The 20,199-nt window shown below is 55.0% G+C and carries 13 protein-coding genes; 1 reads left to right on the top strand and 12 read right to left on the bottom strand.

What is annotated here, in order from left to right; translation table 11 throughout:
• Nucleotides 1-262 precede the first annotated feature (262 nt).
• The 7 genes from Q8R39_01605 to Q8R39_01575 form a co-directional block, all read right to left on the bottom strand.
• Nucleotides 263-655 carry a hypothetical protein gene (locus Q8R39_01605; protein MDP3735105.1) on the bottom strand — a complete coding sequence of 131 codons (393 nt, stop codon included), beginning with the start codon at nucleotides 653-655 and terminating at the stop codon, nucleotides 263-265.
• A 394-nt stretch (nucleotides 656-1,049) separates the two neighbouring features.
• The gene (locus Q8R39_01600) at nucleotides 1,050-1,685 is read right to left on the bottom strand and encodes a DNA-3-methyladenine glycosylase (protein MDP3735104.1); all 636 of its coding nucleotides are present in this window, start codon (nucleotides 1,683-1,685) and stop codon (nucleotides 1,050-1,052) included.
• A 978-nt stretch (nucleotides 1,686-2,663) separates the two neighbouring features.
• Nucleotides 2,664-5,795, bottom strand: a complete 3,132-nt coding sequence (locus Q8R39_01595) for a methyltransferase domain-containing protein (protein MDP3735103.1) — start codon at nucleotides 5,793-5,795, stop codon at nucleotides 2,664-2,666.
• 658 nt (nucleotides 5,796-6,453) lie between these two features.
• Nucleotides 6,454-8,385, bottom strand: coding sequence for a hypothetical protein (locus Q8R39_01590; protein ID MDP3735102.1), 1,932 nt, complete (start codon nucleotides 8,383-8,385; stop codon nucleotides 6,454-6,456).
• Nucleotides 8,386-9,003: 618 nt separating this feature from the next.
• The gene (locus Q8R39_01585) at nucleotides 9,004-9,438 is read right to left on the bottom strand and encodes a hypothetical protein (GenBank protein ID MDP3735101.1); all 435 of its coding nucleotides are present in this window, start codon (nucleotides 9,436-9,438) and stop codon (nucleotides 9,004-9,006) included.
• Between the two features lie 76 nt (nucleotides 9,439-9,514).
• Entirely contained in the window at nucleotides 9,515-11,098 is a 1,584-nt protein-coding gene (locus Q8R39_01580) for a hypothetical protein (protein ID MDP3735100.1), read from the bottom strand.
• Between the two features lie 54 nt (nucleotides 11,099-11,152).
• On the bottom strand, nucleotides 11,153-11,629 hold the full coding sequence (locus Q8R39_01575; protein MDP3735099.1) for a hypothetical protein: 477 nt from the start codon (nucleotides 11,627-11,629) through the stop codon (nucleotides 11,153-11,155).
• 311 nt (nucleotides 11,630-11,940) lie between these two features.
• On the opposite strand from Q8R39_01575, the gene Q8R39_01570 reads away from it, so the two are divergent.
• A complete protein-coding gene (locus Q8R39_01570; protein ID MDP3735098.1) occupies nucleotides 11,941-13,434 on the top strand; it encodes a hypothetical protein in 1,494 nt (497 codons plus the stop codon).
• Nucleotides 13,435-13,740: 306 nt separating this feature from the next.
• On the opposite strand, the gene Q8R39_01565 is transcribed toward Q8R39_01570, so the two are convergent.
• From Q8R39_01565 to rplD, 5 genes are all read right to left on the bottom strand, one after another.
• Nucleotides 13,741-16,107 (bottom strand): peptidoglycan-binding domain-containing protein, encoded by a 2,367-nt coding sequence (locus tag Q8R39_01565; GenBank protein ID MDP3735097.1) that lies wholly within the window; start codon nucleotides 16,105-16,107, stop codon nucleotides 13,741-13,743.
• A gap of 727 nt (nucleotides 16,108-16,834) precedes the next feature.
• Nucleotides 16,835-17,278: an NUDIX domain-containing protein gene (locus Q8R39_01560; protein ID MDP3735096.1), complete on the bottom strand. Its 444-nt coding sequence runs from the start codon at nucleotides 17,276-17,278 to the stop codon at nucleotides 16,835-16,837.
• Nucleotides 17,279-17,365: 87 nt separating this feature from the next.
• Entirely contained in the window at nucleotides 17,366-18,211 is an 846-nt protein-coding gene (gene rplB, locus Q8R39_01555) for a 50S ribosomal protein L2 (GenBank protein ID MDP3735095.1), read from the bottom strand.
• A 130-nt stretch (nucleotides 18,212-18,341) separates the two neighbouring features.
• The gene (locus tag Q8R39_01550; protein MDP3735094.1) at nucleotides 18,342-18,749 is read right to left on the bottom strand and encodes a 50S ribosomal protein L23; all 408 of its coding nucleotides are present in this window, start codon (nucleotides 18,747-18,749) and stop codon (nucleotides 18,342-18,344) included.
• Between the two features lie 144 nt (nucleotides 18,750-18,893).
• Nucleotides 18,894-19,559 carry a 50S ribosomal protein L4 gene (gene rplD / locus Q8R39_01545; protein ID MDP3735093.1) on the bottom strand — a complete coding sequence of 222 codons (666 nt, stop codon included), beginning with the start codon at nucleotides 19,557-19,559 and terminating at the stop codon, nucleotides 18,894-18,896.
• Nucleotides 19,560-20,199 lie beyond the last annotated feature (640 nt).

Below are 20,199 nucleotides of genomic sequence, written 5' to 3'. Positions count from 1 at the left end.
CTGTACCACACGGTACTGTGCCACGTTACGAAAACTAAAAAACTAACGGCATAACCAACGTCCTCCGTCACTCCGTCATAATAACCATGCGGCCGCATAGTTATTATGACGGAAGTAAGGGCCAGGACTTATACGTTTGGGGGTAAGGCAAAAAATATGCACACGCATAAATCCTACTTACACTGGAGATCGTCGTCGCAAATGGCACACACTCCAATTTTAGATACAAACCCGCCGCTGTCTCAGAAAAGAGACAGCGGCGTTAGGGTGAAAATTTGTCTAGAAAGAACTTTTTGAGGAAGGCTTGTAAGTCCTCCTTCGTTTCGCATTCTCCGAGGACCACCGTGTTAACGAAGTCCTCAAGCGTGCCCTGGCAAGTGCCCTTCTCGCTCTCCGCGAGATAGAGATGGAGAATAAGAGATCCGTACTCTTTGAGCACTTTTGGGCCAATCGTCTGCCTTCTTTCGCCGCGCCAGTCGCGCTGGATTTGCTTCGGAAGTGAGGCAAGAATGGGTGGATCAAGCTGGAGCTGTCGGTACAGCAGTTGCGCGTGTGTCATGACATACCACCGGAAGCTCTGCGGGGATGTCGTCTTGGATGTTTTCTGTTGTTGCTTCCATGCCCCATACAACTCAAACAGTTGATTCGTCAACATGTCCGACATGTTGAGACCTCCTAAAGTAACAGTGGGAAAGCGGATAACGTGCAGGGTAGTGGAGTGGTCTTGTAGTATTCCGCCTTCCCACGAGACGAATGCGATGGGTAGAGCTAAACGACAGCGTAACGAAACGACGCGATAGTGACGCTACCCCCGCAAATCAGTATTGAACCAAGAGATGCGGCTTTGGAAATCAGGCTTATAGCGAACGCCGAATGTAGTTGTAAAGCCGCATCTCATCACTTTAGCGAAAGCATACCGAGATGCCCTTTTTAGTGGAGCCGTTTTTTAGTAAGGGCATGCTTTCGCGTTATGTCCGAGCGCATGGATGCACCCTAAGCAATGGTTAGTGAACGTGGCTGGTAACCGATGCATCCATGCGTCTGCCCCCCTACCGTCGCAGCATTGACGCGAACTCTTTTGCGCTCATGCACTGGGCCGAGAGCGCATTGATATAATCTGCGAAGTCGACACCCGCGGGCCGCTCTTTGAGGTAGCGCCGAGCGATTTGCTGGATATGCTTACGGATCGTTTCCTTGCCGATACCATTGCCATTTGCCTCAGAGAGTTCGCGCTTCTTGTGTCGCGCTGGTTTGAGCTCCGGCACAAGCGTCACGCCGCGCAGCACAAGACGGAAACGGTCTTCATCGAGCCACTCAGTCGTTCCCTCTGCAGGCATGTTAATCCCAAGCGCACGAGAGAGCTTCCCCGGGCCGTCAAACACCGCGCCGTTAATCTCTCCTGCACGGATGAGCACACACCCGCCGGGCCTGCCGCGGTCATGCGTCGCAATGAGGATCAAGCTCACACCGCGCCGACGTGGTGGTATAAAAACCTCGCCGGGATTCATGTCAAGGAGCGGGCGGTACAGGCCGTCCTTTTCGTTATCACTCCGCGAGTACCCCTTTGCTTCGAGTATCACGGCATCGAGCTTCCCCACCACCATGGTCATACCGATAAGATTTTTTGCAACCTCACCGGTATTATGTGCGAAGATACTTACTGAATAAATCCTCTTTTCAGACATTCTTTCCTCCCTTCAGGAAAACACTCCAACGCAAGAAGTGTGACGAGCAGCAGAACGATAATGTAGTGAACATCTGCTCTATTTTATTGCCCGCCACACCTCTGCAACAAAACACAAAAAATGCGGCCAGTGAGTATTCGTTTAGTAGTGGACTCCACCTATAGCACCACTGACCGCACCTCGAGCTGGGACAGAAACTTTATTTACAGGCACTGCGGCGAGGAAAAGCCATATCTAGAGAAACCAGCTTATAGTAATTCCGCCGCAGTGCCATTTCAAGAGATGCCGAAATGCTTAAGCTCTCCATTAGCGAAAAAGAGCAATAGCATAGATCCCGACATCCCTTCAAAGTGAATCCGACGCTGCAAACACAAAAGCTGCCGATTAGTGGACTCGGACTCTGGTTAAGTGTTTACAGCGCCGGAATATTAAGGAACGAATCCGGCTGCGGGCGAGAGACCCAACTTAGTAAAATAAACCCGTAGCATTCACCCGCAGCCGGTATGGGAAAGGAGTAAGAGGCAGCAAATCGGGGACATAGTGAAGACCTGGATTAAGCAGCTGCCTCCTGCTCCCCATGTGACGTTCTCGAAACTGGGCGGCAAAACGGCAATTTAGTGAATCATGATTATAGAAGCCACCCGCTGTTCCAGAACGGTGCGCGAAGACGGCATAAGCCATGGTATAATGGACTGCCAGGTTAGTCAGCCGCTCCGCGCAACTCCTCTTCTTCTCTTCTTCTTGTGCGCATGTGGGACTCAAATCGTGCCTAGCGAATCGCAACTATAATAATGTCCAACCCGCGCACCACTCAAAGACCACCACATGCAAATTAGCTGGCATCCTTAGTGGAACAAGCCCATAGTAATTTTGTATGTGGTGGCCAATCCCAAACCACTGCGTGAAAAAAACACTCGCCGGTTAGTGAACAGAATAGTTAGTAATTTTACACGCAGTGGCAAATCCGCACCCACCGTATCACACCCCGCCGACGTCCACAAGGCCGCGCGCAACAAGCTCTTGCAGTACGCGCCAGTGGAGATTCGCCGGAGTGCGGTGGAATTTCCATCCACCGAGATCAGGCGCTGCTATCGCGCGCCCTACCTCATGCGCCGCCGCGAGCTCTCCTGCGCGCTCAGCTTGGAGCGCCACGCCGGAGCGCTGCACCACTTCAAACTCCCGATACACGACACCCCGATGTTCTAAAACCTCCTTTTCGTGGTGCCCACTATTTCCATTCTCATCCCCACGTCGTATTTTCGACCGCTCTACCTCAAAAGCAAGGCGGAACGCGTCGGGGTTTTGCGCTCTAAATGGCCTGCCATTCGGCGAAAAGCAGATGGACCAAAACTGGAACCGCTCCTTCGCGGCGTTTGAGCCATCGAGAGCGCGCACCAGACCGGTGAGCTCTTCTATAACCACACAGTCCATTTCCTGAAGCGCCTCGGTCCACGCATGGAGAAGTGCCTCGGTCAGTTGAGTGCGCGTCAGGGTGAGCAGTATCCTCCCGTGCGGATGCGTTACCCGCACGAGCTCGCCGAGAATCTTCGTCCGCTCTGCGACGCTGCTCCAATCAAGCACAAGCGAACAAACCGTGAGCTCAAAGAGGTGCGTCCACTCTGCAGGCATCTCCGAGAGCGCTCCCACGCGGGCATTTTCCCCCGCATGAAGAGACGCACTCCGTCCTGTCTCGATCATCGCAGCGTTCAGATCAACGCCGTACACCGGAGCGGCGAGTGAGCGTTCAAGGGTGAGCGGCCCGCACCCGGCATCGAGAATCCGCTCTAGTTCAACAAGACCATCCGCTTCAAGCTTCCGGACCACCTCAACGATAAATCGGGTGATGTGGCCGGACGTGTTATACTCGCGCGACGCCTCAAACGACCGCGCATAGAGAGCGGCATTCGTCATACCGGGAAAAAACTCCTCGGTGAGCCGCGCTCGCGCTCCTGTCTCACCACGGCCGAGCATCATCGCGCCGATCACGTTCACATATTCAAGCGATGATCGGTTTTCTTCAATCAGCCGGTGCAGACTCTCCTTTTTACTGAAAAGCGTACGCTCCTCCTCGGTGAGCGGCACATGCGCAAGGAAAAGCTCAAGCGCTTCCCATTTTTCGCGGAGGAGCCGCAGCAGACTCATATCAATCGTACCATCGAGTACCGGTACTTCGTAGGAAACCGGAACACCCTGCCCTTCCCGGAAGAATCTGCCGAGAAATTGCTTCCACGGCTTCCAGCCGAAAGAGAGCGCGGTGATAAAAAGCTTCCGGATGCCGGGAAGCGCGGGGACGGTCAGATTGATCGTATCCGGGCACGCGCGCATGGATATGAGAAGAATCCGTGCGTCCGGGTCGCTCCGCCAGCGTTCGATGAGTGCGGTGCGCGCGCTTTGCCTGCCACGCGCACCGGTGAGCGGCACAGAACCGTCAAGACAAAGCACACAACGCTCGCCAAACCATTCGCGGAGAATGCCGCCGACCCACAGGATATCGCTATCCTCGAGTGGAAGCTCCCTCGTAATTCCCGCGACATGAATGCCCGTACCGACGACGATTTTCGCGCCTAGGGCGAGCTCTCGCGTTAGCCGCTCTTTAAGCCAGAGAAGCTTTGTGGAAAGCTCCGGATTTTCGAAATATCCGTCGAAGTGCTCTGGCCAGGAATAGTGCTCACGAAGCGTGTGCGGATGCACTGCTGCCTGGAGCAGCCGATCAGCTTTGTTTCCGGACCGCAGGCGCGCGGTATCGTCCTCGCGCACAAATTCATAGAGCTCGCGGTGCGGTGGGGAGAGCGGGATCAGAGTAGCGCCGAAGAGATCTTTCCACGGCTCCGGGGTGATATCCGGCAAGTCTTTCACTTCGCGGAGCTCAATGCCAAAGACGAGATCGCCCATGAGCTCGCGGAGAAACCGCGGATCTTCCGGACGCGCCGCAAGAAACTCCTCCGGTGTTTTGAAGGTCTCACCGTGGAGCATGGACGCGACCACGGCAAGTTCGCGGGGATGGTTCTCAAACGGCGTGGCCGAGAGCGCCATCACGCGCTTGAGAGGAATCTCTTCGAGAAGCCGCGAGCAGGCAAGCGCGCGCTCGGCCCGTGCGGTGCCTGTCAAGCGCTTCCCGTAGGTCCATTCATCCCAGATAAACGAATCGAACGGAATATCCGTGAGCGCAGCAACCACGCCTTCGTGGATGAGCGTCGAATATGCCACCACTATAAACTGCGCATCAGCTGTTCGAGCATCCGCTGCGTCTCGGGCGCTTTCTATCACAAACACCCGATCTTTAGAAACGCGAAAATACCCTTCGATTTCATCGCCCCAATGCCTGCGGCCGTTTGCGGTGCAGACCACCAACACTTTGCGCGCGCCATAAAAATCCATCGCAACCGTGGCGAACGCGGTTTTCTGCGTCCCGGTGTCGCTCATATTGAGCACGCGCGGTTTGTCCTTTACATAATCAATCCACCACCGCACGTGGAATGACGGGAACGGCGAGCCGTTCAGTTCGCTCATGCATTGAGGGAAGGTCATGTCGCGCAACGTTTTGCAGTAGTCTCTGACACGCTCATAGAGTGCGCGATCGTAGTCCGTTTCGGCAGAGAGGATCGCTTCATCAAGGAGCGCAAACCCGACTGCTTCTTCCCTGCTCATACAGTAGAGATAGTCGCGGAAAACACATTCCCAGTGGAGCTCAAGGAGATCAGCTTTCACTGATTCCGGCAGCTCTGCCATAAACACCGACGGATTGTAATCGGCGTTCGGCTGTATCGGCGGTATGACGACCGGTCCGAGGTTCGCACGGAGCTTGAAAATCATCCGGTACGCATACCCGTACGTGTAGAATACGTCCGGAAACAACTGCGCAAGCGCGCGGGCAAGCCGTTCAGGATATGCTTGCAGTCGCTCCCACAGGAAGTACGCGAGGTGATTGTTGCTCAAGGTTTCCGCGCACTCGGCCACGCGTTTTTCCATCTCGTGGCGCATCATGAACGCAAGATCATCGTCGGTAAGCTGTCCGGTTTCGACAAAGTACCGCACAAGGCGTCGCTTCTCCTGCCCTTCCGGAAAATCAGCAACCATCTCAAGCGCATCGCGGTGCGTGGCTTTGTACATTGGTCTATCCCCTCTTTTCTGTATTGTTTTTCAGTAATAACTTTACGTATTGTGTTGTCAAAGATGCCTAGAATTCTGCTTGGAAGCTATAACAAAAAATGCTTGGCGTCAAATTTTTTGGCATAGAAAAAAGGCCTCGAGCGTAGTGGGTCCATAGCGAAACCCTCACTTGGTAAGCTCGAAGCCTTTTATAGAGAGCGGCAGAAGCTATTGGAACAGTAGTAAATTTGATGACTAGTCAGCTGCTGCCGCCTTATGGTAAGCGCCGTGCGGATAAAAAGGGTATTAGTGAATTAACCAAGTAATCAATCCGCACGACACTATAAAAATGTGGAAAGAACAGTATGCGCGATGTTTTAGACGTCCGACGTCTAAGCCACTTAGACGTCGGACGTCTTTTAATCTACGCGATGTGCCCATGAGTCACCTGATAGTGGATCGACGAGGTAGTTTCGGTCACATCGCGCGGACGCGCAGTTTTCTCGGACGCCCTGTTTAGTGAAAACCAATTCTGGTTTGAGAAAACTGCTGGTAGTGAATCAATGCCATAGTCAGGAGTATCCGCGCCGCCTTCGCACTCTATCGGGAAGGTACAGGTCTGTAGAAGCCCCGATCTAGTGAACGGTGAAGTTAATAAGAACAGACCTGCACCTCACACCTACCTCGCCGCGAGCGCACCGCGCGCTGCGGGCAAAAGTAATTCCTGCATAACCTTTCTCGTTTCTGCCGGAACGCCTTTCAAGAGCCGTTCGACGTGCCGCTCCTCAAGGCGCGCCATGCGGGTAGAAAGATGCTCAACGCTGGCATGAGTTCCAAGCAGGCGGTCAAACTCTTTCCCCCGCTCCGGAGGCGTAATGCCGGCGAGGCTCGCGCAGAAGAATTCATCATCCGCTTTCATAAGATACACGGGCCGCTCTTCCGGCAACACGAGCTTGAGCGCGACGTCCGGGGGAAATACCACACCATTTGCAGCACGGATTTCCTCTGCGCGCATCTTGTAGAAACGCGTGACGATCGTGGGGTCATAGTCAGAGGGCTTCGCCTTCGGATCCCCAGTCGCATACCGATACTGCCCCATATAGATGCGGTCATTGCACAGGGGCAATGGCGCACCAAGGAGTTTAAGCCACCGATAGTACACTGCTACGACGAGCACGGTGCCCATCATACGCTTTGCCTGGTTTTCCACGCGCAAGCGCGGCATCTGGAGGTTAAGCCCTAACCCATACCCCTTGACATTTCCGCGAGCCAGAATATGCCAGAGGCGTTTCGGATTCTCCGGATCTTCCATGAGCGCAAGCAGCGCGTCCTGGATCGCCGGGTTCTTCTGCACCATCAGGAGGTCGTCCGCCATCATCCACAGGCGGTTACTGAACTCGCGGATCACATTCGGACGGCTCCCCGTGAGCGCTTCTTCAAGAGCCGCCTCCTGCTCCCTCTCGTCAACCTCATCCTCATCGGAGTTTCCGCCCAGATTAAAATGGGCAAATATATCCTGGGTAAGGGTGATGAGCGGCCAATACGCGCTGTATTGATGGGCCTTGTATGCGTAGTAGACCCCCTTAAATACCCCAATAGGGTCAATGTTCGCGTACTTATCAGCGAAATCAAACACGAGCGCCTGACGGAAGGATGGATTACCGCGCGAGAGTTCCCCACGGCGACGTTGGACCGCCTGCCCGTTCTTAGTCACCAGCCCTGAATATCCCACGAGCGCTGCGGCATTCGGGTACAGCAAAGGATTCCGCAAGTAGGTGAGCACGAGCGCGCGTGTCCGCGGCGCTTCCCCGATAAGCCCGTCAAAGAGTTTATATTCAGGAAGCGTCTTTAGGCGTCGCTCAACTTCTGCTTCGGTGTGGTCGGAAAGATCCTGGATGCCGAAATAGTCAAAACGGTCCTTGATGAACTCGAGTCGCGCGGCATTGGCCTCTTTGCCTTGAGCGCCGAAGTAACGCTCATAGAGCTCTGTAGATTTTGCGATCACACGATCTTCCACCACCCTGCCTTCCTCACGTCCGATTTCAATACCGCCCCACGTCTTGAGGCGCTGCTTGAAACGGCGAACCACGAGCTTCGCGAAGCGCTTCGCCCAGTCGGAAATATCCGGCCGGAAGTAGTGACGGAGTCGAGCGAGCCGGCGGAGTGAATGCGAAAGTGAATTGCCATCCCGCACCACTTGCTTCCCGATATTGAGCCAGTCAAAAACAAGGTAGCGAAGCTCCCCTATCCCTTGATCCGTCGGTAAGTACTCATAGAAACACCCGGGATCTTTCGCATGGAGCTCTAAGAGCTGCTCCGGCCTGACTACCTTGGTGCCGAATGCATGCGTGAGCGCGTTCCCCGGAACCCAGTCGAGGCGGCACCGCGCGAAGATACTCGAGTGGTAGTCAGTGTTCGAGCTGCACGAAGAGAGTACGATATCGTCCCTGCCGAGAAGCGGTAAAAACTTCTCCTCGAACTCATCGTCGTCCGGCATATACATATTGCCGTACCGCGCGACCTTGAGGGAGAGCTTGTCTCCCTGGTTTGAGATGATCCGCATCCCGTGGCTTGTCGCGTACCCAAGCGCCCAAATCTTTCGGTCACCCATTGCGGTTCCTCCAAAATAGTGAAAGGTGCCTTCCTGCCGCCAGGGAGCAGGTTGAGGCCTGTAAAGGTTCGAGACAACCTGGCTGGATTTTATTATCATCTAGTGAGAATTTTGTCAATTGACAAAAGAAAAAATATGTTCAAGTATGTCTACAAGAGACAGCAGCCATGATTTCTAGGGCACTGGTCCACTAGTCCTCTTTTCTCGATCCATTGCTGCTGTCTTCTAGCCCATAGCCCAGTTCTTTCCGCTTTAGGCCATTTTGGAAACTAGCCTACTACTTTACTAGAGGATGAATACACCAAAATGGCCTTCAAAATACGGCGGCGGGGGATGCAACACTAAATCTCTTTTCTACTAAAGACCATCTCAGCCTTCCCCGCCGTCTTTCTATCATCGGCTGCAGATCATTAAAATTTGATTCCACCAAAGGGTGCCCGTACCTGCAGCCGACTTACCCAAAAGACCTCGAGCAATTAAGAACCGGACTCGCTACTTGTTTCGTTCTCGGGGTGTCTTTATAAACTTTTTCACATACAGCGCGGGCAAAAAAACGAGGCCAACCCCTGCAGGGTTGGCCTCATATGCGCTAGGATCGCGCTTAGCCCTTGACCATCGTTACGGTGATGGAGTTGGGACGGTAACAATTTTTGCCGCCCCTGCCACGACACTGCTGACGTCGATCGCCCCGGTCGATGCGTGCTCAATCACGGTGAGCGCGCTCTGCTTGCTCCAGCCGTTAAAAACTAGGCTCGAGCCGGCCTCCGGACAACCGTCACAATCAAGAGCCTGCAGCAGCAAGGCTCCGAAAACGACATTGGAGGTCGTGATGTCCTCAAAATCGCCTTCGCGGATATAAATCTCGCCGAGCTGCTCTGAGTGAGTGTTTATGACAACGCTGGTTGGGCCCCCAGCCCCGTCGACGATGGTCTCAACGATGTCCGACAAGTTGAGGCCGTCCCAATCGTCGTCCGCAAACACGATCACACTCGTCCCGAATACACCAAACACCAGCGTCACAACTGCCACCGCAACAAACATCTTCCTAAACATAACCAACTCCTTGCCATGAAAACTGTTTTCCTGATCTAACTCCCTACCAACCAATTACCTTGCGTATTGCTCCGACTTATTGTTTCGCCACGGCCTCCTTTCGTTTGAGGTGGATAAATGTCACCCCTTTATCGTGCCACTCGGCGCTCTGGTAGAGCGCGTCATGCTGGGCGGGGGTACCTAACCTGCGGCCATTCCGTAGAGAGTCCACGCCGCCGCCTGACTCAAGGACGACAACTGGCTTACTCGGAATCTTGTCGCTCGCAAGCGCCGCAACAACGACGTCGAGACGACCTTTGAGCAACCGCCCGCGCAACCCCTCCGAGGCCTTCTTTGGACAGACAAAACTCGTCGCCCCCGTCACCTCGTAGAGACCGCCCTGGACTAAGACTCGTGCGATCAGCACCTGTTTGAGCTGGATCGCGCCGCAACAGTCTCCCTTCCCCTCAAGAAACGGCACGGGGATGTCGATCGTCCGTGCGCCGCGAACCGCAAGGGTCGCGGCGGCTTCCTCCGCGGAGGTGACGATCGGCGCGCGCGTGTGCTCGAGGCTCGCGACGCGAAGATCAAGCGCCGCAATCTCGGCCCCGTATCGGACGAGAACAGCATTTTGATCAGGTGGTACGGATTTTGTAGCGACGGCAGGTGTGGTGACGACGGCATCCGCTTTGTTGATTCGCTTCGAAACCTGGATACTACCGGGTCCGGGCGAACCATCATCCAACCGAATCGGTGCAATCGTGACACGATCCGTCGGCCCAAGCAACGCGACGACATGTGGGTCAAGCAACTGGTCACAGCCCGTAATGGAATAACCGCGCGAGAGCAACACATAGACGCCGTAGTAGAAGACCACGCGCTGCACCTCAACGAGACTCTCGTGGCGCTTATAGCCCGCGCTCACGATGGGCAGCCAAATGCCGAAAAATCGCGCAAATCCGGCACGAACCTCCTCAGCAACTACCTCCTTAATCTGCGGGATAAATCCAACGGGAGCGCCGTCGCTCGCGCGTACCAGCTCGAGCGTTGAATAAAAATCGAAGCGGTACTGTTGGTAACCCGCCGTCGATGCCGCAACCCCTGCTTCAATATACGCGCCGCCACTGAAATTAATCATCTCGATCCCGCCGGAGAAAAAATAGTCGACCGGCTCAAACTGTGCGACCGGCCGACCGCCTTGGTGGACTGCCTTCTTCCGCCCTTGTTCGTCAGCGACGATGGCGTAGGAATCCCGCAACAATCCGCGCTGCGCGAATTCATATTGCTGTCGCACGAGCGAGAGGTCGAGCCAGTTACGGTATGCAACGCCTGCAAACTTCACGGCGTCTGCGACGACACGGTTGAGAGAGCTCGCAAGAAATTTACCCGTTCCCTCCTCTGTGTATTTGACCGTATGTGTGTTGTCGGCAATGTCACCCACAGTAAAAATTGATTGGGGCACACCACTCGCGTAAAGCCCTTCAAACTTTTTACTGAGACAGAGAAGCCCCGCCACTATCGAATCGCGCGGCTTCCAATCGTTTGCTGGCGTCGGATTCTCTGCGGTTGCCTGTGGTACCTCATTACCTGCGACCAAAGGCCGCACCGGCGGGCCCTGCACTTTCGCGAGCTCCTCCGAAAACGGTGCGACGGCCGAGCAGCCCGCGAAGAAAAGTAACATCCAAACCCCTAAGAGGCACGGAGTTCTATTCACGTCGTCTCCTTCCCAAAGCCGTCATTTCCATTTCTTGTCGTGCGCGCCTGCCCGCTGCTGACTCTGCGTGCCAGACGCATCACCGCCAACTGATGTCGTCACGCCGCTTTCCTGCTGGACATCCTTATTCCCCTGGGTCGTTGCTCCATCAACAACTTCGAGTATGAAGCCGTCCCCGGTGCCACTCACGCTCATACTGTCGAGGTTGCCCACCACAGTGCTCGAACTCATCGCGGAACCGCGATTGTCGTTCCACGTATTATTGGCTCCCCAGTGGTTTTGCTGGACATTGACCTCCGCAGGACCAAAACCGCCTCGGCGATTTTTTTCCTCAAGCACGAGATACCCTTGCCGCACCACATGCTCGCTTGCATCAGGCCGGATACGGCTTTTGAAGGCACCGAATGGCCCCTGCTCGCCGGCAGAGGCGCTCGAGATAGCAAGAGCACCGAGAGCGCCGTAGAGCGAGAGTACAACGATCGTGTGACGAATTTGCATAATCTGTCTCCCTGTGAAGTGTCCGAGTTACGTATACAACCAAACTCTCAATGAACAACCGGCGCAACAATCATTTCACTGTGACACCGGAACCAAAATATGGATACCATAATTACTGCAGTCTTGTCACTTGACATACGGTCTAGAAGGATGTAAGGTGCACCTCGGAAATATCGTGCATAGACCGGGCATGGACGGGTCGAAGAAGCCCCGGGTTGTTCCTTGATTTAATCGAAACGGGGCGAAAACAACGAACGCGACATGCGTTCCCAACAAAACGAGGAGGGGAGACGATGGAAAGTGCGAAAAGTATGCTAGCGGTGATGGCGGTCCTCGGATTCACTCTCATGGTGGCAGTGCCGCATATCGCGGCGCAAACGCAGACAGTGGCATTTCTTGATGAGGAGGTGGCCACGCGGGTGTTTGAGACTAGGGTGCCTCAACCAAGCGTAATCTCAAGAACGCTCGTACAAGCGAACCCCGCACGCATCGAGAACGGCGACAGTACCGCCAATCGCGTGTCCTGTGGTGGCGCGCGCAATGCCCCACCGCTCACGGATGAGATGCGTACAGAAGTGATCGCCGGCGTTCCCAACATCTGGAAACCGCGCACCATTACTCGCGGTGACACCGTGTCTGGTTTTAAGCAAGACTACAGCGGAGCAATGACCGGGGCGCAGTATTTCTCTGCACTGCGGAGGAAAAATCCACAGATCACTGATCTCAATACGATCTGCGCGGACTACACGATCAACCTGCCTACGGTTCTCGATGGTGGAGGCACGCTCGCCGACACACCCGCAACACTCGCCAAGGTGCTTGAACTCACAACGGAGCTCAGCACGGAATACATGGCACGTACCACTGCTGAGCAAAAGGCTGCTGATCTCAAGACAGAGCTCCAAAACATGGGCCGAGACCACAGTGCCCGCCGGGACGAGCTCGAGGAGACGCGCCGGGCGTTAGCTGAATCGGAGGCAAGCATCATCAATCTCAAAGAGGCCATCGGCATAAACCAGGCTTCTTACGCGGAGCATCTTGAGGCGCTTATGGCAGCCCATGATGCTTACGTGGACCTGGCTACTCAGCGTGCAGACCAAGTCGTCTCCCAGGCAAAGAATATCACGACATTACAAGGAGAAATCGATGGGCTGAAAAAAGAGATAGAGGACGCGATTAAGAAGGCTATTGCTGAGCAAGAGGAGCTCCAAAGTACCCTTGATGCGACGCGAGTGAAACAGACACGAGTCGAGCATGAGTTGGTGATCGTGCTGGCTGTGTTTGTGCTCGTTGGTACTATTTTATGTTTATGGTACGCACGACGCCGCAGCAGGGTTGCGGCGAGACTATCAGCGGAAAGAGAGGAGTTTGTGCAGAGAGTAGCCGAGCTGGTAGGTGAGCTCAACGAGGCTGAAGATGGACTCGAGGCTGCGGTCAAAGCCGCCCGCGATGAAAGCCGAGAGTTAATCAGCGCTCTCCAAGAGGAGAACAACCAACGCTCTTGTGTCTCCGTCCTCGTCGACATTCCTGAGGACCACAGAGCCCTCCGTGCAGTCTGGGGCCACACCGCTGCATTTTCGAAAGCCCCCGGTTTGATCAGTGGCAAGAAGCAGTTCATTTCCACCATGCCCTGCGGCAGGATGAAGAAAGCGACGACGGAGCGCATCCTCGAGCATCTCAATGAGTGCACGGAGTGCACTGACATCCGTCGTGGCACAAGTCGCGGCACAAATGGTACAAAAAAGTCCTCGCCCGTAGACGCAACAGCGAACGGAGCGCTCGTCGCAACCGCTGTGGACGACTAGGACAGACCGCGCAACGCGCCAAACACGTGTTGAACACTGAGTGCTGAACAAGTTATCCGCAGGTCTCCTTCGCGCTGTAAGTTCTACAGGCGCAAGCCTGGGCCCCAATCGCTCAAACGCATCCCGATCCGGGTGTCCGGATCATTACGGGTAATGTGTTAACAGTTCTCCGCGACTTCCGTGTGGAAGTCATACAGCGTGAGAAATGTGAAAGACAGCTCAAACGCCACTCGGCATTCCCGAGTGGCGTCGTCTTTTTTCGTATGGATAAACCCGCGTGAAGAGCCTCCGGAGTTTCCGTGCATGCTACCGCGGCGGCTGTGGGCGGCTGCTCGGCGCCGAAGCAGATGTTGACGAGATGGCGCGTGCAACTGGTTGAGGCGAAAGGAACGGGACGGTTTCAGTGTGCGCCGTCTTATCCGTCTTGTCCACTGAAGAAGCAATTGGGCCGACGACGGGCGAGCGCAGGGTCTCGCCGACACTCCCACGAAGCAGTGAGGCGACAGGCTGCGGGCCGGCCCCCCAGCCAGGGACGCGAGCGGTATCCCGAACGCCGCTTGCTGGCGGCATCTCGAACACCGAAGCGGATGGGCTACCTGAAGTGATCGGCGAGCCGGAGGTGCGCACTTGAACCGGGGGCGGTGGCATCGTTGCCTTGCCACGTTCCTCCCCAAAGGACGAGGAAGAAGTGCGCGGCTGGGACAGACCACCGCCAGAACCACTGAAGGGCGGGGGCGGAGGCGGTGTGTTCTTTCGATTAGGATCGTTCGGCCCGCCGGATCGGAGTGAACGAGCCAGCATCAGGGCGCCGACAACCAAAAGGACAAGTGAGAGGATGCCAAGAAACGTCGGTGCCGACGGGCCAGAAAATCCGGCAAAGAGGGCACCGATAAGGCCGTTTCGCGTCGCGGTCGCGAATTTGTCACCGATTTCCTCGACGATGAGCGCCGCGCCGTCAAAAGGACTCGGTCGTGGGCTCGTCGTCTCGCCATCCTGAGAGTCCTCGCCATCTTCCACGACGAGCGGCACACGGCTCTCTCTGGCTGGGGCAACTTGCGTGACCTTATCTTGGTTCGTCTCCTCCGGTGCGGGTTCACGAGAAATTCCGATAGCTCCCTGCGTCTCTCCACGCCCGACGCGCGGCTCCGCAGGCTCCCACGTTGGCGAGCCCTGCCGTCTGCGCTCCGCCTGAAGGGCAGCTCGGTAGGCCTGTATTTCCTCATCTGCTGCCGTCGAGAGTCCAAAGGTAGCTTTGATGCCCAGTGCGCGGCTGCAATAGAGTTCGTTAATCTTTTTTTGCGTCGTGAGATAGACATGCCCCGTCGGCGAGGTCAGACCCCAAGGAATGAGTACGTCAGCTGCATACCGTATCTGAAATGTCTCAACCGCTCGGCGGGTAGACTCATCGTAGACGCCGGTAATCCTGAGGTCGCTAAATCCCTCATACTGCCAGAGGAAAAGTTGGAGCTTGGCCACATCCGCGTAGTTGTTCGTCGCGCCCGGGCGTATGAAGCTCGTGAGATACGCGCTACAGGTGCGTGACGCTCCACTCCGCTCAATAAGCACTCTCGTCAGAGTGGCGGCCTCGACCCCTGTCGCGCTACCTGCACCAACCGGAGCCACGGTGGGCCCAGTAGACACAGGGGGCAAAAGGCTCAATTCTTTACCAGTGATACGAAAATTCTGCTCCGGCGTCTCCTGTGAGGCGGGACGGAGATAGTATGTCTTGGTTGGGTCTGCTTCTAAAATCTCCACGGTGTGCTCGGTCACGGTTGTCGTCGCGAGCATGGTTCCCGTCGCGTAGCCCAGGTGCTCGTCGAGGAGCAGCGGCTCGACGCTCTGTGTACCATAATAAACACGGCTCGTCGCCGGTATATTTGTCTTCCACGTAACGACGATAACATTCCCTATCCACTGTGCCTGCTCTTCGCTCACCACGAGTGGCGTAACCGTGACGCCGCCACCGCCGATACCCCCACAGCCCCCACAGCTCGCAGAGCTGCTGCCGCCAGCGGTGCTAGTATTATTAACAGCGCTTGCGCTGCTCTCGGTGCTGCTCGAGGTACTCGTAACAACAATAGTCGTGGTAGTCGTAGCAGTATTCGTGGCTGTCCCGCCACCAGTATCAGTCCCTGTCCCGGCCGAAACAAGATCAAACGCGGCGCAGAGCGGGCGGATGCTATTCCCTTCGTCTGGATGGAACGGACGCAGTTTCGCAACGTCCGCCGAAATCATAAACCCCTCATTCACTTTCTCGACAAGAACATCGTCAGCATCAGCGAGGTCGTTTATCAACGCAGTCACGCCGAGAAGGACTCCGGAGGAATCGAGGAGCTTGAGCTGCCAGCGCTCTGATTCCTGCCCCTGTCCCCCTTTCTGCGAATGGTTATCGAATGACGCGAGCGTAATGTCGTAGGTACCGGACGGGATATTGACCAAAAACGGCCCACTCTCGCTTCCCGCGCCATAGAGAAATTGACTGGGATCGAGCGCGACAACGATGCGATTTTCTGCAGCCTGAATTGGGCAGGACGGAAATACGATGCCACCGTTATTCGCTGATGCCGCAAGCGGTATCAGCGCAAAGCCCATGGCGAACACGAGGACTGCCACGCTAGCTGCAAGTAATGCTGCGCGAAGAATCGGATGGTACTGGGTCATTACCTGTGTCATAGGTTACGGAGCGGACGCAATCCGAAAGTAACCACACTCTAATGAGCCAGACACCGCTGTCAATGAAGAAACCCGCGTTTTTCATCGTTAGAAAACATTTTTTGTTTGGTGGAAAGGCATGTTCTAAAGGACATTCGAGCCTATTTTATGTCAGGTTTGCGTGCATACAATTTTACGTCTTTTTTGATTGATTTCTATCGGACACACCGCAATGTCCTTTAGCGTATCTACATAAAGGACACGATGAGAGCGAACGCCCTCGGTCCCACCAGCAATCAAAAAATAAAGAACGTCAATAGTGACGACGTGACGCAACGACGTGACGACGCGTGCTTTACCCTACACAAGTACTGCCGTGTATGTACCCGCCGTGACACATAGATACGATTTACAATAATTCACGATTGTAAATTATCGTAAATCAGTTATTCTGTCGCAGTCTTCGCTCTCGCGGACACCACGCGGTTTAGCAGGAAGGAGGTGTCCTGCACCGAACCCGCCCCGACACTCTGTCAGGGCGGGTCTCACGTACAGCATAGGGGTACCGTGTCTACTGTCTAAAGAATTTGCAATAACAAAGCGGTCGCATTGCTATTGCAAAAAAGTGGACCAAAAAACAAGGGGTAGAAAACAAAACTTCCGAGTGGTGCGCGTCCTGGTTCGATCAGACAAAGATATGCCTCAACAAAAAAAGCGTAATCGCGCGATATTTTTCCAACACTTTTTATTAAATTCCTTGCGTCAAAGGGGAACGATAATCGCACGTCGGATAGGTGCGTGCAGCGCCAGAGAGGATGTCCGCCGCAGGAATCCACACTGCCTCGTGTTGAGAGCCGTCATGTTCGGCGTAGGAAATCACATCTTTTGTGTGGAGCACGGAGTTCGCGAGGCGGCCGGTATACATGAAAACGATTTCGTGTCCGGGCGCCCCTTGGTATTCAAAAATGTTTTCAACAACGCGCTCGAACACAAGATCCTCTATCTCCGAGTCGAGCTCCTCTATAATCTCGCGTCGTACCGCCTCCTCCGCCCGCTCCCCAAACTCAACGTGCCCGCCCGGTACCCGGTAAAAGTGCTCGTCCTTGACTTTATCGTAGCCGCGGCAGAGCAGCACCTTACCTTCGTGTTCAAAAAGACACATCGCCTTCACCGCGATTGTTTGATGTTCCATACAACATACGGGAGAGTAGAAAGTGGGTTTTCGTTTTTGGTTGCCGCTGTCTACTCTCCACTTTCCACCTTCCACTTTCTAAACACGTCATCCACGTTTCTTGCCAACACGACGACGCGAGATGATGTGGGCGTTTGAGTATTTCTTCGCACGGCGGGTCTTGTGGCCCTTGCCGGTGGGCTTTCCCCACGCGGAGACCGCACGGCGTCGGCCGCGGCCGGAGCGGCCCTCGCCGCCGCCGTGCGGATGGTCAACTGGGTTCATCGCACTGCCGCGCACGGTGGGCCTAATCCCGAGCCATCGCGAACGGCCCGCCTTGCCGAACACTCTCTGACGGTGCTCGGAATTCGAGACTTCACCAATTGAAGCCCATGCGCCCCCGAGCACCTTTCGTATTTCAGTCGAAGGCATCTTGAGGTGCGTGTAGCCGCCCTCCTGCGCAACCACTTCCGCGTAGTTTCCGGCAGACCGCGCGAGGCGCGCGCCGCCCCCGGGCTTGAGCTCGATCGCGTGGACAAACGCGCCGACAGGAATTTTTCCGAGCGGCAGTCTGTTTCCTGTCACAACCGACGCGCTCTCGGAGATAAGCACGCTATCCCCCACTGCTGCGCGCTGCGGCGCGAGGATATAGCGCCGCTCGCCGTCCGCATAGAGGAGGCGCGCAATGAAGCCGGAGCGGTTCGGGTCGTATTCAAGGTGCTCGATCCGCGCCGGGATGTCATGCTTATCGTAGCTAAAATCCACCGCGCGAAAACGCCGCTTATGGCCGCCGCCTTTGTGGCGCACGGTGATGCGGCCATCCTTATTTCGGCCAACGTGGCGCTTGCCGCCGCGGACGAGCGGCTTCAGCGGCCGCGCGGTGGTCAGCGTATTTTTATATGACACGACCGACATGGCGCGGCGGGATGGGGTGGTGGGACGATAACTTTTCATAGATGCTTAATGCAAAAATCAAAAATTAATGCCGAAGTTCAACCAATACCAACATTTGACCTTTGACAATTAACATTTGACCACGACGGATGTCCCTGCAAGGATCGAACGTCAAATGTCAAATGTAAAATTAGACAAACTCTATCTTCTCTCCCTGTTTGAGGAAAATATACGCTTTCTTCCCTCCGACTTTCGTACCCCATTTGCCACGCACGAAACGCGCCTTTGCGGGAATGCGAGCAACCGTGACCTTCTCTGGCGTCACCTTATACGTCGCGCGGACCGCCGCGGCAATCTCGTACTTGTTCGCCCACGGCGCGACGTTGAAGGCGTACGCTCGGTGCGCGGAGACAATCGTGCCTTTTTCGGTAATGCGGGGGCGGATGAGGACGTCGGAGAGAGACCGACGTGAGGCGAGCCGAGGCGCACTAGCGCGCTTGTGCTCCGAAACACCGGGGGCGTGCTGTGGCGCATCGTCACGCGCCGCTGCGGTCGCGGGTATCTCGGATGTCTGTATTTTTTTGCGGAAGAAAGCCATAGGTGAAATTTTCAATTTTCAATGCTCAATTTTCAATAAATTTTCAATGTTTCAATGACTCAATCACGGCGACGTTCGTGTTTGAAAATTAGATAATTGAAAATTGATTGAAAATTGCAAAATTGAAAATTGGAAATTATTCTCTTACTGCCGCTGTCGCTCGGCAAGTATCTTACACACCTCACTCGGTTCGGTAAAGATTATATATTTATATTTCAACGCCTCTACCGGATTCAAGTTGCGGGCTTCAACCGTACTGATGTTGCCGAAGTTGCGGAAACTTTTTTCGACCGCCTCGTCGCGACGGGCGAGCGCAAGGAGGGCGGTGTTGCGGGTCTTCGTCGCGAGCCGCCCGAACCCTTCAATACCTGCAAGCGCCGTCACGGTGCGCTTCGCGTCGGCGGTCTTCGGAGCGGGAAACGTGAGCGAGTCCACAAAAAGCATCTCGCCGTCGCGTAGCTTCTGCGAGAGCGCGGTGAACAGCGCTTTCACGCGCATCTTCTGGTTGATCTTCTGTGTGTATGATTTCTCGTTCGTCGGACCAAACGTCACCCCACCGCCCCTCCAGAGCGGTGAGCGGATCGAGCCATGCCGCGCGCGGCCGGTGCCCTTCTGCTTCCAGGGTTTTTTCCCGCCGCCGCGCACCTCGCCACGACCCTTGGTGTGCGCGACATTCGTGCGCGCATTCGCCTGCATGCCGACCACGACCTGGTGCACGAGGTCCGCGTTCCACGGCAGAGCAAAAACGGCATCGGGAAGATCAATGGTCCCCGCTTCTGCACCTGTTTGGCTATAAGACTTGACATGCATAAATTTTTGTATAATTCTCCGTGTAGAAACCCGAAACGTCGGTCTAGCCAGACTGGCCTACATAACTCGCATCACATGGAAGGGAAACCGATGAAAAGAGTGTTTTGTATCGCTACGGCATTGCTCGCGTTACTTGTTGTCGGATGTACCGCCGACTGAAAGGAGCCAACATCTATCACACTGAAAGACGGTACTGTGTACGACTGCCCACGAGGTGTTTTCTTCAGCATATAATGCTTACGCCACTTGCCGTTACACCAGGGGTGATGGTCATTTTTATTGGACAGAGATAAGCTCGATTTCCAAAAAAGCGGCAAACTGACATCAACGCCTCTTACTCACACCCCTCACACGATCCCCCGCCTCCGGGCGGGGGATGAATCTTTATATCATTCTCGTATACACTTATCAACTGCGTCCATGCCCATGTTTTCCCTCCATTGGATACGCCAAAATAATAAACATCACCGCAATGAGCGCCCCCCCAATATAAATGAGAAGTTGCGAGACCATACGAGTACTATACTACGAGTTCTGTAAAAATAAAAGCGCCGCGTAGTACACAACCCCTGACAATAAAACCCCACCTGCCACGCTCGTGTCAACAAACGAGCTGCCGGAAACAATTTTTTGGACTACA

Source organism: bacterium (genome assembly GCA_030697645.1).
Lineage (GTDB): Bacteria > Patescibacteriota > Minisyncoccia > Phycocordibacterales > VMGT01 > JAUYPI01.
Note: the sequence above shows the minus strand (reverse complement) of the source record. Positions and strands in the feature narration are given on the sequence as shown.